15 protein-coding genes are annotated in these 13,422 nt (G+C 69.1%); 7 read left to right on the forward strand and 8 right to left on the reverse strand.

The genetic code is table 11. The features are described 5' to 3' along the window. Nucleotides 1–32 precede the first annotated feature (32 nt). Nucleotides 33–314: a hypothetical protein gene (locus tag POR01S_RS03760; RefSeq protein WP_042133866.1), complete on the forward strand. Its 282-nt coding sequence runs from the start codon at nucleotides 33–35 to the stop codon at nucleotides 312–314. Nucleotides 315–323: 9 nt separating this feature from the next. On the opposite strand, the gene POR01S_RS03765 is transcribed toward POR01S_RS03760, so the two are convergent. Genes POR01S_RS03765 through POR01S_RS03775 form a run of 3 tightly spaced genes read right to left on the reverse strand, consistent with a single transcriptional unit; the run spans nucleotide 324 to nucleotide 3,298 of the window. Continuing rightward, nucleotides 324–638, reverse strand: coding sequence for an AtuA-related protein (locus POR01S_RS03765; RefSeq protein ID WP_042133867.1), 315 nt, complete (start codon nucleotides 636–638; stop codon nucleotides 324–326). Further along, nucleotides 635–1,987, reverse strand: a complete 1,353-nt coding sequence (locus POR01S_RS03770) for an acyclic terpene utilization AtuA family protein (protein ID WP_042133869.1) — start codon at nucleotides 1,985–1,987, stop codon at nucleotides 635–637. The genes POR01S_RS03765 and POR01S_RS03770 overlap by 4 nt, the downstream gene beginning before the upstream one ends. Beyond that, nucleotides 1,988–3,298, reverse strand: coding sequence for a CitMHS family transporter (locus tag POR01S_RS03775; RefSeq protein WP_042133871.1), 1,311 nt, complete (start codon nucleotides 3,296–3,298; stop codon nucleotides 1,988–1,990). Between the two features lie 128 nt (nucleotides 3,299–3,426). On the opposite strand from POR01S_RS03775, the gene POR01S_RS03780 reads away from it, so the two are divergent. Then, nucleotides 3,427–4,308 carry a LysR family transcriptional regulator gene (locus tag POR01S_RS03780; RefSeq protein ID WP_042133873.1) on the forward strand — a complete coding sequence of 294 codons (882 nt, stop codon included), beginning with the start codon at nucleotides 3,427–3,429 and terminating at the stop codon, nucleotides 4,306–4,308. Here POR01S_RS03780 and POR01S_RS03785 read toward each other — a convergent pair. Beyond that, nucleotides 4,305–5,216 (reverse strand): LysR substrate-binding domain-containing protein, encoded by a 912-nt coding sequence (locus tag POR01S_RS03785; RefSeq protein ID WP_027599558.1) that lies wholly within the window; start codon nucleotides 5,214–5,216, stop codon nucleotides 4,305–4,307. The two genes, POR01S_RS03780 and POR01S_RS03785, sit on opposite strands and share 4 nt — an antisense overlap. Nucleotides 5,217–5,410: 194 nt before the next feature. Here POR01S_RS03785 and POR01S_RS03790 point away from each other — a divergent pair, with 194 nt between their 5' ends. The 5 genes from POR01S_RS03790 to POR01S_RS03810 all read left to right on the forward strand — a co-directional run bounded on the left by POR01S_RS03790 (nucleotide 5,411) and on the right by POR01S_RS03810 (nucleotide 10,438). Next, the gene (locus POR01S_RS03790; protein WP_027599557.1) at nucleotides 5,411–6,160 is read left to right on the forward strand and encodes an SDR family NAD(P)-dependent oxidoreductase; all 750 of its coding nucleotides are present in this window, start codon (nucleotides 5,411–5,413) and stop codon (nucleotides 6,158–6,160) included. A 77-nt stretch (nucleotides 6,161–6,237) separates the two neighbouring features. Further along, nucleotides 6,238–7,536: an MFS transporter gene (locus tag POR01S_RS03795; RefSeq protein WP_042133875.1), complete on the forward strand. Its 1,299-nt coding sequence runs from the start codon at nucleotides 6,238–6,240 to the stop codon at nucleotides 7,534–7,536. A 14-nt stretch (nucleotides 7,537–7,550) separates the two neighbouring features. Further along, complete coding sequence (locus POR01S_RS03800; RefSeq protein WP_042133877.1) at nucleotides 7,551–8,399, forward strand: transketolase; 849 nt, start codon at nucleotides 7,551–7,553, stop codon at nucleotides 8,397–8,399. Next, on the forward strand, nucleotides 8,399–9,394 hold the full coding sequence (locus POR01S_RS03805) for a transketolase family protein (RefSeq protein ID WP_007158546.1): 996 nt from the start codon (nucleotides 8,399–8,401) through the stop codon (nucleotides 9,392–9,394). The genes POR01S_RS03800 and POR01S_RS03805 overlap by 1 nt, the downstream gene beginning before the upstream one ends. 135 nt (nucleotides 9,395–9,529) lie before the next feature. Further along, nucleotides 9,530–10,438: a LysR family transcriptional regulator gene (locus POR01S_RS03810; RefSeq protein ID WP_042133879.1), complete on the forward strand. Its 909-nt coding sequence runs from the start codon at nucleotides 9,530–9,532 to the stop codon at nucleotides 10,436–10,438. Here POR01S_RS03810 and madM read toward each other — a convergent pair. The 4 genes from madM to POR01S_RS03830 all read right to left on the reverse strand — a co-directional run bounded on the left by madM (nucleotide 10,435) and on the right by POR01S_RS03830 (nucleotide 13,411). Further along, nucleotides 10,435–11,199 carry a malonate transporter subunit MadM gene (gene madM / locus POR01S_RS03815; protein WP_027602155.1) on the reverse strand — a complete coding sequence of 255 codons (765 nt, stop codon included), beginning with the start codon at nucleotides 11,197–11,199 and terminating at the stop codon, nucleotides 10,435–10,437. The two genes, POR01S_RS03810 and madM, sit on opposite strands and share 4 nt — an antisense overlap. A gap of 1 nt (nucleotide 11,200) precedes the next feature. Then, nucleotides 11,201–11,635, reverse strand: a complete 435-nt coding sequence (gene madL / locus POR01S_RS03820) for a malonate transporter subunit MadL (RefSeq protein ID WP_042133880.1) — start codon at nucleotides 11,633–11,635, stop codon at nucleotides 11,201–11,203. A 223-nt stretch (nucleotides 11,636–11,858) separates the two neighbouring features. Beyond that, entirely contained in the window at nucleotides 11,859–12,794 is a 936-nt protein-coding gene (mdcH, locus tag POR01S_RS03825; RefSeq protein ID WP_042133882.1) for a malonate decarboxylase subunit epsilon, read from the reverse strand. After that, entirely contained in the window at nucleotides 12,791–13,411 is a 621-nt protein-coding gene (locus POR01S_RS03830; RefSeq protein ID WP_042134432.1) for a malonate decarboxylase holo-ACP synthase, read from the reverse strand. Before POR01S_RS03830 ends, mdcH begins: the two co-directional genes overlap by 4 nt. Between the last annotated feature and the right edge of the window lie 11 nt (nucleotides 13,412–13,422).

Consider the following 13,422-nt stretch of genomic DNA (forward strand, 5'->3'; position numbering starts at 1 on the left):
AACAGGGTGACGTTCCTCCGGGAGCCCTGCTGATGGACAGGTTGCATGAACGCTTGGCCCAACTCGATCCGCCCGTGCGCCACGAGCTGGAGCGGCGTAGCGACGGCTTGCTGATCACCCTCATCGAGGCCGATCACAATGTGCGGGTGTCGCGCCTGCTGAAGGCGGACGACATGCGTGAGGTGGAACAGGTCAATCTGATCCTGCTGCACGCCATCAACGAACTCAGACGCAAGGGTGCCCAAGTGCCCCTCGACAAGGATACCGTTCTGCTGACGCGGCTGCCCTGCGCGGGGGTCGGTACTCCGGGTTGAGCGGCGTTTCTAGTCCTCCAGCTCCAGATCCAGCAGCGCCGCACCCAGGCCCTTGCCGTGGGCGTCCAGCGCCAGCGAGCGGGTGACGCCGCCGCGCAGGGCACCGGGCAGCACGAAGTTCAGCGCGCCCAGGGCCGGCAATTCGTAGCGGCGCACCGGCGCGGCATCGGCCGGGCGACTGTCGGCGAACCAGGCGGCGACCCGTTCCGCGGTAAGCGCCTGGCGCAGGAGTTCGAAGTCTTCGTGGCGATAGGCGATCACCGCCATGTTCGAAATGTCCCCCTTGTCGCCGGTACGGACGTGGGCGATCTCGCGCAATTTCATGGCAGCGTCTCCAGCTCCAGGGTAGGGGTGACGGCCGCACGCGGCCACAGCAGCGAGGCCACGGCGATCACCTCGCGGACCGCCTTGGTGGCGCCGCCGCCGCCGGCCGGACCATTGGTGTACAGGGTTTCCACCTCGTTGCCGATCTGCACCGCCGCCGCCCGGTTGGTGCAGCGGCCGACGACGCGCAGGCGCACCTCCCAGGGTTCGCCGCTGGCCCGGGCCGCTAAGGTGGCGCCGTGCAGGGCGTCGCAGCCGATCAGTTCGCAGCGCAGCTCTTCCACCGGTACCCCACAGAGTTGCAGGCGTTCGCGCACCACGTCAGCCGCCAGCCTGGCCCGGCCCACGGCGCCCGGGCCGGCGTAGGAGATCTGGCCTTCGCCATGCCAGCCGTCGCGATAGCCCACCGAGACCTTGAGCTGTTCCGGGCGCGGCTTGCCCCAGGCCCCGCTGACCGCGACCCGGTCGGGTGCGGACTGCTCCAGGGCGACGCCGGAAAAGTCGGCGGTCACGTCCGGCGTCAGGTAGGCCGCCGGGTCGTGGACCTCATAAAGCAATTGTTCGGTGCAGGTCGCCGGGGTCACGCAGCCGCCGGAGCCGGCGACCTTGGTCAGGGTCGCCTGGCCGTCGGCGTCCACCTCGGCCAGGGGAAAGCCCAGACGGGCGAGGTCGGGGACGTCCTTGTAGCCGGGATCGGCGAAGTAGCCGCCGGTGACCTGGCCGGCGCATTCCAGCAGATGGCCGACCAGGGTGCCGCGTCCGCGACGCTCCCAGTCATCTGCCGCCCAGCCGAATTCATGCACCAGCGGCGCCAGGAACAGCGAGGGATCGGCCACCCGCCCGGTGATGATGACATCGGCGTCCGCCTGCAGGGCCTGGACGATGCCTTCCACGCCCAGGTAGGCGTTGGCCGAGATCAATCGGTCGCCCAGTTCGGCCAGGGTCTGGCCGTTGTCCAGCCGGGCGTCGGCGGGCAACTGGGCCAGCACGTCGTCGCCGGCCACGGCGGCGATCTTCAGACCGGTTACGCCCAGCTCCCGCGCCAGGGCCGCGACCTTGCGCGCCGCGGCGGAGGGATGGGCGGCGCCCATGTTGGTGACTACCCGCAGGCGCGGCCGTCCGGCCTTATTCAGCAGCGGCAGGATACGGCGCATCCTGGCTTCCAGCAGCGGATCGAAACCGGCCTCGGGATCGGCCAGCCGCGCCTGTTGCGCCAGGGCGATGGTGCGTTCGGCCAGGCATTCGAAGACCAGGTAGTCGAGCCGGCCATGCTCGGCCAGTTCCACGGCGGGTTCGATGCGATCGCCGGAATAGCCGGCGCCGCAGCCGATGCGAAGAAGACGGCTCATCTAGAAGACTCCCAGGAGCAGGGCGGTCAGGGTCATCAGTACCGAGGCCGCGAACAGGAAGGGGATGGTGAAGCGCTGATGATCGGCCAGGTCCAGCTTGCACAGGCCCACCAGCAGGAAGGTCGCCGGGGTCAGGGGGCTGACCGGGAAGCCGGTGGTGTGCACCCCGAGCAGCGAGGCCTGGGCCACCTGCACCGGATCGATCCCCAGGTTGCGGCCGACCTCGGCGATTACCGGCATGACGCCGAAGTAGAAGGAATCCGGATCGAACAGGAGGCTCAGCGGCATGGAGAGGAAACCCACCACCGCCGGGATCAGCTGGCCGTGCCCGGCCGGGATGCCGGCCACCGCCACCTGGGCCATGGCCTTGAGCATGCCGCTGCCCTGCATGATGCCGGTGAAGACCCCGGCGGCGAAGAGGATGCTGGCCATGGTCAGGGCGGTCTTGGCGTGGGCGTCGATGCGCGCCTTCTGGGCGTCCACCGAGGGGTAGTTCAGGCACAGCGCGGCCACGGTGCCGAGCATGAACATCACCACCGGATCGACCCAGCCGGCGATCATCACGCCCATCACCACCAGGGTCAGCAGCAGGTTGATCCAGAAGCGCTGCGGGCGACGCAGGGCACGCTCGGCCTCGCTGAGCACCCGTTCCGGCGCGGCACCGGCGCCACCGCCGGCCAGCCAGGGCGCCTGGCCGGCCAGGGTCAGGCGCTTCTCCTCGCGCCGCCCGAGCCACCAGGCGCTGGCGAAGACGAAGGCCAGGCCCACCAGCTGCACCGGGATCAAAGGCTGGAACAGATCGGCCACCGGCACGTGCAGGGCGGCCGACGAGCGCAGCACCGGCCCGGTCCAGGGCAGGAAGTTGACCCCGGCGGCCATGGCGGCCACGCAGGCGAGGATGCGCCGGTCCAGGCCCAGGCGGGTATAGAGCGGCAGCATGGCGGGAATGGTCACCAGGAAGGTCACCGCGCCGGAGCCGTCCAGGTGCACCAGCAGGGCGAGCAGGGCGCTGCCGCAGACGATGCGCGTCGGCCGGGTGCCGACGGTGCGCAGGATGCGGTCGATGATGGGATCGAGCATCCCGGCGTCGGTCATGATGCCGAAGAACAGGATGGCGAAGACGAACATGCCGATCACCGGGGCGACGCCCTTGATGCCGGCGATGATGAAGGCGCTGGTGCCCAGGCCGAAGCCACCGATCAGGGCCGCGGCGATGGGGATGACGATCAGGGCGACCAGGGGCGAGACGCGTTTGCTCATGACCGCGACGAGCAACGCGAGAATGGTGACGACACCGAGCAGGGCGAGCATGGCGGACTCCTTGGACCGTGGCGCGGCAGGCGGGCGCACGGGAGGTTTTGTTGTTGTGGGTCCAGTATTCGAAGACGTCCGATGTCCTGTAAATTGGAATCTTCCGAAGCAGCGTTCAGAAAAACAAAATGAAGAATCTGCTCCAGCATGTGCAGGCCTTTCTCGCCGTGGCTCGCCAGGGCTCCTTCGCCCGGGCGGCGGAGGAATTGCACCTGTCACCCCCGGCGCTCACCGTGCAGATCCAGCAACTCGAAGCCTGGCTGGAGGTGCAACTGCTGGAGCGCACCCCGCGGCGGGTCCAGCTGACCACCGCCGGGGAAGAATTGCGCGGCCCCCTGGAGCGCATCCTGGTGGACCTGGGCGATGTCCAGACCCACGCCCGGGACCTGGCCGGCCTGCGCCGCGGGCGGATCACCCTGGCGGCCTTGCCGTCCTTCTTCATGGGGCCCTTTCCCGAGTTGCTGAAGACCTTCCAGGCCCGTCATCCGGCCATCGAGGTCCGCCTGCAGGACGTGGTGGCCGGCCGGGTCGAGGCGCTGGTCAGGGAAGGGCAGGTGGACCTGGGCATCGGCGTCCGTCCACGGGCCGTAGGCCTGGACTTCCAGCCGCTGTACGTCGATCACCTGCAGCTGTTCGTCCCCCGCGACCATCGCTGGGCAGGCCGCACCGAAATTACCCTGGCCGAACTCGACGCCGTGCCCCTGCTGCTCACGGGGCGTGACAGCAGCGTGCGCGAGTGCCTGGACTTCGCCTTCGCCGCCACCGGCCTGCGCCTGGTGGCGGCCCTGGAGGCCAACTACATGAGCACCCTGCTGGCCCTGGTGGCGGCCGGGCAGGGCCTGGCCCTGCTGCCGGAATCGGCGGGTGGCGAGGCCCCGGTGGTGGCCCTGCCGGTCCGCGGCGAGAGCCTGGCCCGGCCGCTGGGCATCCTGACCCCCACCGGCCGCAGCCTCACCCCGGCGGCTCAGGCCTTCGTCGCCTTGCTCCGGGAGCGGCTGCAGGCCGGCTAGTACTCGAAGGGCTGGCCCAGCTCCTGTTGCAGCCAGTCCAGAAAGCGCCGCACCCGGGCGTAGCGCGAGTGCGCCCGGGGAAACACCAGGTGGTGAGCGGCCACCGGCAGGTCGTCATCCTGGGGCAGCACCCGCACCAGATCACCGCGGGCCAGATAGTCCGCCGCCAGCACCGTGCTCTCCAAGGCGAAGCCCAGGCCATGGCGAGCGGCTTCCAAGGTCATGTAGGAGCGATCGAAACTCAGGGTATAGGGGCGTTCCGGCAGCGCCAGGCCCTGCTGGGCGAACCAGTTGGGCCACTTCATCAGAGTGGCCTCGGACAGAATCAGCTCGCTGTGCAGCAGATCCGCCGGCGACTGGATCGGACGTTTTTCCAGCAACTGCGGCGCGGCCAGGACCGCCAGGCGCTCGCGCTGCAGGGTGCGGATCTCCAGGTTCGGCCAGCTGGGCAGGCCGTGGCGGATGTCGATGTCCACCTTGTCGCGGCTGAAGTGCAGGGATTCGTAGGAGCAGGAGAGATTGATCTGCAGGTCGGGATGGCTCTGGCGGAACTGTTCCAGCCGTGGCATCAGCCAGAGCAGGCCGAAGCTCGGCGCCGAGTGCAGGCGCAGGCATTCCAGGCCGGCATCGCTGGCGGCGCGATCCGTGGCCATGGCCAGCCGGTGCAGCACCTCGCTGACCTCTTCGAGGTATTGCTCCCCGGCCGGGGTCAGGGTCATGCCGCGCGCGCCGCGGACGAAGAGGGCGCGCCCCACCAGGGCTTCGAGCTTGGCCAACTGATGGCTGACCGCCGAGGGCGTCAGCGCCAGTTGCTCGGCCGCGCGGGCGACGTTGGCGAAGCGGGCGGTCTGCTCGAAGGCTTGAAGGGCTTTCAGGGGTGGCAGGGAAAGCGTCTTGCCGGAATCCATGAGTTGCGGGTCCTGTGGCCAGTTCGAGGTCGATTCTCAGGTGGTAAGACCCGACTGCCAAGCCGCAGGCATGAATTTTATTCAGCACGGTCTGACGCAGGCTGCGTTGCTGGGGCCCTGGGGCGGGGGCACTCTGGCCCTCAGCGAAAGCCCTCCACAACAACAAGAAGGATAGCGTCATGCCCCTGCATTCCCTGCTGCTGCAAGACAAGATCGCCCTCGTCACCGGCGCCGCCTCCGCGCGCGGCATCGGTCGAGCCACGGCCCAGGCCTTCGCCGCCCAGGGCGCGCGGGTCATCATCCTCGACCTCGATGCCAGCGCCGCGCGGGATGCCGCCGCCAGCCTCGGCGAAGGCCACCTGGGCCTGGCGGCCAACGTGGCCGACGAGGCCCAGGTCAGGGCCGCGGTCGACCAGGCGCTCGCCCACTACGGTCGCCTCGACGTGCTGGTCAACAACGCCGGCATCACCCAGCCGGTGAAGACCCTGGAGATCGGCCGCGCCGACTACGACCGCATCCTCGACGTCAACCTGCGCGGCACCCTGCTGATGTCCCAGGCGGTGATCCCGGCCATGCGCGAGCAGGGCGGTGGCAGCATCGTCTGCCTGTCCTCGGTGTCCGCCCAGCGCGGCGGCGGCATCTTCGGCGGTCCGCACTACAGCGCCGCCAAGGCCGGGGTGCTGGGCCTGACCAGGGCCATGGCGCGGGAATTCGGACCGGACGGCATCCGCGTGAATGCCCTGACCCCCGGCCTGATCCAGACCGATATCACCGGCGGGCTGATGCACGACGAGCGCCGCCAGTCGATCATCGACGGCATCCCCCTGGGTCGCCTGGGCGAGCCCAGGGACGTTGCCAATGCCGCGCTGTTCCTGGCCAGCGATCTCTCCGGCTACCTGACCGGCGTCACCCTGGACGTCAACGGCGGCATGCTGATCCACTGATCGCCCCCTCGTTTTCAACGCTCTGCATCGACAAGGACGCCGCGCCTACTGCGTCCATAACAACAAGAGATCAGACCATGACTACGCTCACCCTGGCAGCGGCCACCTCGGCGCGCGCCAACGCCTATCGCAAGACCGCCTGGCGGCTGATGCCCTTCCTCATGCTGTGCTACTTCTGCGCCTATCTGGACCGGGTCAACGTCGGCTTCGCCAAGCTGCAGATGATGAACGACCTGGCCCTGAGCGAAGCCGTCTACGGCCTTGGCGCCGGCATGTTCTTCATCGGCTACTTCCTTTGCGAGGTACCCAGCAACATCATCCTGCACAAGGTCGGCGCCCGCCGCTGGATCGCCCGCATCATGATCACCTGGGGCATCCTTTCCGGGATGTTCGCCTTCGTCGAGACGGCCTGGCAGTTCTACCTGCTGCGCTTCCTGCTCGGCGTGGCCGAGGCCGGCCTGGCGCCGGGCCTGCTGCTCTATCTCACCTACTGGTTTCCTTCCTACCGCCGCGCTCGCATGACGGTGCTCTGGTTCGTCGCCATCCCGCTGTCGGGCATGATCGGCGGACCGCTGTCGGGCTGGATCATGAATCAGTTCGCCGGGGTCCATGGCTGGGCCGGCTGGCAATGGATGTTCGTCATCGAAGCCATCCCCACGGTGGTGGTGGGGCTGATGGTGCTCGGCTATCTCAAGGACGGCGTGCACCAGGCGACCTGGCTGGACGACGACGAAAAGGCGCTGATCCAGAAGGAGCTGGCCGAGGACAACCAGCACAAGACCGAGCACGCCAGCGTGCGCGACTTCATCCGTGATCGCCGGCTGTGGCTGCTGGCCGCCATCTACTTCTGCGTGGTCATGGGCCAGTACGCCATCACCTTCTGGCTGCCGACCCTGGTGCGCAATTCGGGGGTCGCCGATCCGCTGCACATCGGCCTGCTCACCAGCCTGCCCTATATGTGCGCCATCGTCGCCATGCTGCTGGCCGGGCGCAGCGGCGACCGGCACCGCGAGCGCCGCTGGCACCTGGTGATTCCCATGCTGCTGGGCGCCTGCGGCCTCAGCCTCGCGGCGGTGTTCGGCCACAACGTCACCCTGTCGATCCTCAGCCTGTGCCTGGCAGCGGCCGGCATCCTCTCCGCGTCCTCGCTGTTCTGGATGCTGCCCACCACGCTGCTGGGCGGGGTCACCGCCGCCGCCGGCATCGCCGCGGTGAACAGCTTCGCCAACCTGGCCGGCTTCTGCTCGCCCTACCTGATCGGCTGGATCACCACCAGCACCGGCTCCAGCGCCATCGGCATGTTCCTCATCACCGGGGTGCTGGTGATCGGCGCCACGCTGGTCCTGCGCATTCCCGCCGCCCTGGTCAATCGCTAATCGAGGTACAGATCATGACCGCTTCTTCGCCACAACCCACAACGCTCTCGCTGGCCGAGCGCGCCCACAACATCCGCCGCCATGCCCTGCGCATGGGCCAGATCCAGGGCCAGGGTTATGTCGGCCAGGCCCTGGGCGTCGCCGACGTCCTGGCGGTCGCCTACTTCCATGCCCTGAGCTACCAGCCCCAGGAGCCCGAATGGGAAGGGCGCGATCGCTTCTACCTGTCCATCGGCCACTACGCCATCGCCCTCTATGCCGCGCTGATCGAGGCCGGGATCGTGCCGCAGGAAGAACTGGAGACCTATGGCTGCGACGACAGCCGCCTGCCCATGTCGGGCATGGCTGCCTACACCCCCGGCATGGAGATCACCGGCGGTTCCCTCGGCCAGGGCCTGGGCATCGCCGTGGGCGCCTGCCTCGGCCTCAAGCGCAAGCAGTCGAAATCCTTCGTCTACAACCTGCTGTCCGATGGCGAACTCAACGAAGGCGCCACCTGGGAAGCGGCCATGTCGGCTTCCCACTGGCAACTGGACAATCTCATCGCCCTGGTGGACGTGAACAACCAGCAGGCCGACGGCCACTGCCGCGAGATCCTGGCGTTCGAGCCCCTCGCCGAGCGCTGGCAGGCCTTCGGCTGGTTCGTCCAGCGCGTCGACGGCAACGACCGCGCGGCGCTGGTCGCCGCCTTCGACCGGGCTCGCCAGCACCCGGGCGCGCAGCCCCGGATCATTCTCTGCGATACCCGCATGGGCAAGGGCGTGCCCTTCCTGGAAACCCGCGACAAGACTCACTTCATCCGCGTCGAGGCGCACGAATGGGCCCTGGCCCTCGACGCCCTGGATGCCGGGAGGGACTTCTGATGACTACCACCGCCACCAAGCCACGCCTGACCACCTCGGCGATGATCGCCAGCATCGCCGCCGAGGGCCAGCCGACCCGACCAGCACCGTTCGGCCATGCCCTGGCGGCCCTGGCCGAGCAGCGCCAGGACATCGTCGGCCTCACCGCCGACCTCGCCAAGTACACCGACCTGCACATCTTCGCCAAGGCCCATCCCGAGCGCTTCTACCAGATGGGCATGGCCGAGCAGCTGCTGATGAGCGCCGCCGCCGGTATGGCCCGCGAAGGCTGCGTGCCCTTCGCCACCACCTATGCGGTGTTCGCCTCGCGACGCGCCTACGACTTCATCTGCATGGCCATCGCCGAGGAGAATCTCAACGTCAAGATCGTCTGCGGCCTGCCCGGGCTGACCACCGGCTACGGCCCCAGCCACCAGGCCACCGACGACCTGGCGATCTTTCGCGCCATGCCCAACCTCATGGTGATCGACCCCTGCGATGCCCTGGAGATCGAGCAGGCGGTGCCGGCCATCGCCGCCCACCAGGGGCCGGTCTATATGCGCCTGCTGCGCGGCAACGTGCCCCTGGTGCTGGATCGCTACGACTACCGCTTCCAGCTCGGCAAGGCCCAGGTGGTGCGCCCCGGACGCGACGTGCTGGTGGTGTCCACCGGCCTGATGACCATGCGCGCCCTGGAGGCCGCCGAGGCCCTGGCCGCGGATGGCGTGGACGTCTCGGTGCTGCACGTACCGACCATCAAGCCACTGGACGAAGCCACCCTCCTGGCGGAAGCCCGCAAGCCGGGGCGGCTGGTGGTGGCGGCGGAGAACCATTCGCTGATCGGTGGCCTGGGCGAGGCCGTCGCGACCACCCTGTTGCGCAACGGCGTGACGCCCACCTTCCGCCAGATCGCGCTGCCCGACGCCTTCCTCGACGCCGGGGCGCTGCCGACCTTGCACGACCGCTACGGCATCTCCACCACGGCGGTCTGCCAGCAGATCAAGGGTTGGTTGTAGGGCGGGGAGAGGGCGCCTGGTTACCTCAGGGAGTGCACTGAGGAAGCCAGGCGCCGCCAGGGCGATTCGAAGACTCGACGCCGTCCGCCCATCCGGGCAAGGTGATCAGCTGTCTCTCATCGCCCGCTGGCCGCCATGTCCGATACCGATGACCTCACCCTGCGCAAGCTGGAGATCTTTCTGGCCTTCATGCGCAGTCGCAACCTGGCGCGGGCCGCCGCCGAGCTGGGCACCAGCCATGTCAGCGTGCACCGCGCCATCCATTCGCTGGAGAACGCCCTGCGCTGTCCGCTGTTCAAGCACGAGGGGCGTACCCTGACGCCGCTGGACGGCGCCTTCGTTCTGGAGGCGCGCGCCGAGCGACTGCTGCAGGACCTGGCGGAGACGGTGCGGCTGACCCGGCAGGCGGCGGGCTTCTCGGCCGATCGCTTTCGCCTGGGTGCGCTCTATTCGCTGACGGTCAAAACCGTGCCCCAGCTGATCATGGGCCTCAAGCTCAGGCGCAGCGAACTCAACATCGACCTGGTGCTGGGTTCCAACGCCGATCTCGCCGAACAGCTGCACGACTTCAAGCTGGACGCCATGCTGGTGGCCCTGGACGACGCCGTGGTGGATGCCGATTGCGAGAGCGTCGAGCTGTTCAGCGACGATATCTTTCTCGCCGCACCCAGCGACTCGCCCTTCGCCGACCAGGCCGAGGTGGACCTGCGCGATCTCGCCGGGGTGCCCTTCGTGACCCTGACCCAGGGCTTCGCCACCTTTCGCGACGGCCGCCAGGTGTTCGCCCAGGCCGGCTTCGAGCCGGAGGTGATCATGCAGGTCAACGACATCTTCTCGCTGATGAGCATGGTCAGCTCAGGGGTGGGCTACGCCCTGCTGCCCGGGCGGGTCGAGGCGGTCTACCAGAACCGCCTCAAGCTGCTGCCCCTGGCCCCGCGCTACCGCCTGCAGCAGCGCATCGGCGCGGTCTTCCTGCGCAGCCGCGAGCGCGATCCCAATCTGCTGGCCTTCGTCGCCGAATGCCGGATGTACGCGCGCAACTAACCCACCAGCGCCCGCACGCAGAAAAACAGCAGCGACGGCCCCAACAGGCAGCCCAGACCCGTGTGGAAGGTGGCGGTGAGGGCGCCATAGGGCACCAGGCGGCGGTCGGTGGCGGCGAGCCCCGCGGTGACGCCGCTGACGGTGCCGGCCAGACCGCCGAAGACCATCGCCGAGCGCGGGTTGTCCAGCGCCAGCAGGCGCGCCGACGCGGGCGTCGCCACCATGACGATGATCGCCTTGATCAGGCCGGTGGCGATGGACAGCGCCATGACGTCGGAGCTGGCGCCCAGGGCGGCGCCGGTCACCGGGCCGACGATGTAGGTCACCGCGCCCGCGCCTATGGTGGTCATGCTCACCGCGTCGCGGTAGCCGAAGGCCCAGGCCACGGCGGCGCCGACGATGAAGGGCAGCACGGTGCCGAGCAGCAGGGCCACGGCGCCGATCATTCCGGCCTTGCGCGCCTCGGTGGCCTGGACCTCGAAGGCGGTGGCGACGATGGCGAAGTCGCGCAGCATGGCGCCGCCCATCAGGCCGATACCGGAAAACAGCGCGAGGTCGGCCAGGCCCTTCTGGCCGCCGGTGACGGTCCCGCCGACCCAGGCCAGTACCAGGCCGATGACGATGGCGATGGCCGAGCCGTGCACCCGGCCAAAGGTCAGTCGGCGCGAAAGGATCACCGAGATCCACATGATCAGGCCGATCAGCGCGAACGCGGCAACCAGGCCGTTGTGTTGCAGGGCTTTGGTGACGATGTCGTTCATCCTAGCGACCTCCGACCGGTGCGGGATGGGCGACCGCTGATGCGGGGGCCACGGCGGCGTCCGGCAAGGGCGGTAGCGGTTCGCCGCGATGGCTGCGGCTGATCAGGGCGATGGTCAAGCCGCAGATCCCCACGGCGCCCACGGCAGCCAGCACCGCCACCGGTCCGCCGTGCAGGGCGGTGACCACGTTCTGCTGGGCCGCCATGGCCACCACCACCGGGATGTACAGCGCGCCCCAGAAGCCGACGCCGAATTCGCATTCCTTGCTCATGCCGCCATGCCGCTCCATGTAGAGCCGGGCGCAGATCAGCAGGAGCATGGCGATGCCCACCCCGCCGACATTGGACTTGACCCCGAGCAGGACGCCCAGGAAGTCGCCGATGATGACGCCTGCAAGCATGCAGACGGCCAGGAGCGCTACACCGTAGATGATCATTGTTGTTGTCCTCGGTTGTGCTTGGGGTGGGGTGAAGCCTGGGGCAGCGCTCCCGCTCTTGCCCCCTCTCCCTGAGGGAGAGGGCTGGGGTGAGGGCAGCCGCCCTGTCTGAAGGTCTCCGTTGTTCCTGTAGGTTGGGTGTAAGCCTGGCACGGCTCCCGCTCTTACCCCCTCTCCCTCAGGGGGAGGGCCGGGGTGAGGGCGGCCGACTCGTGCGAAAAGCTCAGTCCAGTCGCGCCGCCTCCTCGCGCCGCAGCGCGTCCAGGGTATCGGGGTGGGTATCCTGCCAGGCCAGAACACCGCTGGCGGGCAGCACGCGCCTGGCCAGCTGGGTGAGCACGCTGCCCGGCGCCAGCTCAATGGCCAGGCGCACGCCGCGCTCGCGGGCGGCTTCCAGGGTGGCGTGCCATTCGATGGGCCGCGCCATGTTGAAGGCAAGGTCGTCGCGCAGCTGTTCGGCGCGCACCAGCCGCCGTGCCGAAGTACCGCTCAGATAGGCCAGTCGCGGCGCGCGCAGCTCGACGCCGGCGAACGCCTCGTCCAGGGTCACAGCGGCCTCCGCCAGCAGCGGGCAGTGGGACGGCACGCTCATGGCCAGGCGCTTGGCTGCCGCCGCGCCCTCGGTGCGCGCCGCCTCGGCCAGCACGGCCAAGCCCGCGTCGCTCCCCGCCACCACGTATTGCTGCTCGGCATTGGCATTGGCCAGGTACAACGGCGCGTCAGGACGCTGGTGGTCAGAGACCAGCTTCTCGACCGCGCCGCGCCCCAGGCCGAGGATCGCCAGCATGCCGTAGCCCGACGGGTAGGCCGCCTGCATCAGCTCGCCGCGCCGTGCTACCAGGCGCAGGGAGTCGGCAAAGTCCAGGGCCTCGGCCACCACCGCGGCGGCATAGGCGCCGATGGACAGCCCGGCCACCAGTTGCGGCACCGGGCCGCGACTCAAGAGCAGGCGCGCCGTGGCGACGCCGGCGATCAGCAGGCAGAGCTGCACGGCGCGGGTGTGTTCCAGGGTCTGGGCGGAGTCCAGGCTCAGGGGGTCGGTGTCCAGCACCTCGGCGGCTTCCGCCAGCGTCCGCCGGATCTCGGCGTCGTCGGGCAGAGCGTGCAGCATGTCGGGCCGCTGGGCGCCCTGGCCGGGAAACTGGAAGAGGGTACTCATGCGGCATGCGCCTCCGGCCAGGGATCGCCTACCAGCCGGGGGCCGGCAGTGGTCTTGAGCAGCACGCGTGGGGCGTTTCCGGCCCAATCGGCCAGGGCCACGCCGCCGAGCGGAGTTTCCAGCAGGATGTCCAGACGACAAAGCGCTTGCCCCTGCAGGGACGTCAGCAAGGCCCGGGCCTGGTCGCGCGACAGCGGGGTTGCGCAGCGGATCAGCAGATCCAGATCGCTCCCGGCGTGCAGCGCCGGCCAGCCGGAGGCCAATTCATAACCCGCGGCGCCGGTGGGTCCCCAGGGCAGCCCCAGGTCATCCAATAGCGGTTCGATAAAGGCCAGGGTCGAGAAGACGGGCAGGTCACGGCAATCACTGGAGACTCTCAGGGCCTCGGGTGAGAGCTGGCGTCTCACGGCAGCCGGCTCCAGCCAGGCCGCCATCCGTTCGGCGCGGGTGGTGCCGCGCAGGCCGACCGGAATGCGGTCAGCCTCGGGTGCAGCCCGCCGGACCACCACCGGCAGGCCGGCCTGGACAACCTCTACCGCCCAGGCCGGGGCTTCCGGCGGGAGGCCATCCGGCGTCAGGCCCCAGAGCAGGTCGTGGGGTCTGTATTGGGCTCCCATCGACCGCCCGC

Origin of the sequence: Pseudomonas oryzihabitans NBRC 102199, assembly GCF_000730625.1 — a bacterium.
In the GTDB taxonomy this organism is placed as follows: Bacteria; Pseudomonadota; Gammaproteobacteria; order Pseudomonadales; family Pseudomonadaceae; genus Chryseomonas; species Chryseomonas oryzihabitans.

Coding starts and splice junctions, on each gene's coding strand:
- POR01S_RS03760 (WP_042133866.1), top strand. CDS start 33: ATGGACAGGTTGCATGAACGCTTGGCCCAACTCGATCCGCCCGTGCGC.
- POR01S_RS03765 (WP_042133867.1), bottom strand. CDS start 638: ATGAAATTGCGCGAGATCGCCCACGTCCGTACCGGCGACAAGGGGGAC.
- POR01S_RS03770 (WP_042133869.1), bottom strand. CDS start 1,987: ATGAGCCGTCTTCTTCGCATCGGCTGCGGCGCCGGCTATTCCGGCGAT.
- POR01S_RS03775 (WP_042133871.1), bottom strand. CDS start 3,298: ATGCTCGCCCTGCTCGGTGTCGTCACCATTCTCGCGTTGCTCGTCGCG.
- POR01S_RS03780 (WP_042133873.1), top strand. CDS start 3,427: ATGAAGAATCTGCTCCAGCATGTGCAGGCCTTTCTCGCCGTGGCTCGC.
- POR01S_RS03785 (WP_027599558.1), bottom strand. CDS start 5,216: ATGGATTCCGGCAAGACGCTTTCCCTGCCACCCCTGAAAGCCCTTCAA.
- POR01S_RS03795 (WP_042133875.1), top strand. CDS start 6,238: ATGACTACGCTCACCCTGGCAGCGGCCACCTCGGCGCGCGCCAACGCC.
- POR01S_RS03800 (WP_042133877.1), top strand. CDS start 7,551: ATGACCGCTTCTTCGCCACAACCCACAACGCTCTCGCTGGCCGAGCGC.
- POR01S_RS03805 (WP_007158546.1), top strand. CDS start 8,399: ATGACTACCACCGCCACCAAGCCACGCCTGACCACCTCGGCGATGATC.
- POR01S_RS03810 (WP_042133879.1), top strand. CDS start 9,530: ATGTCCGATACCGATGACCTCACCCTGCGCAAGCTGGAGATCTTTCTG.
- madM (WP_027602155.1), bottom strand. CDS start 11,199: ATGAACGACATCGTCACCAAAGCCCTGCAACACAACGGCCTGGTTGCC.
- madL (WP_042133880.1), bottom strand. CDS start 11,635: ATGATCATCTACGGTGTAGCGCTCCTGGCCGTCTGCATGCTTGCAGGC.
- mdcH (WP_042133882.1), bottom strand. CDS start 12,794: ATGAGTACCCTCTTCCAGTTTCCCGGCCAGGGCGCCCAGCGGCCCGAC.
- POR01S_RS03830 (WP_042134432.1), bottom strand. CDS start 13,411: ATGGGAGCCCAATACAGACCCCACGACCTGCTCTGGGGCCTGACGCCG.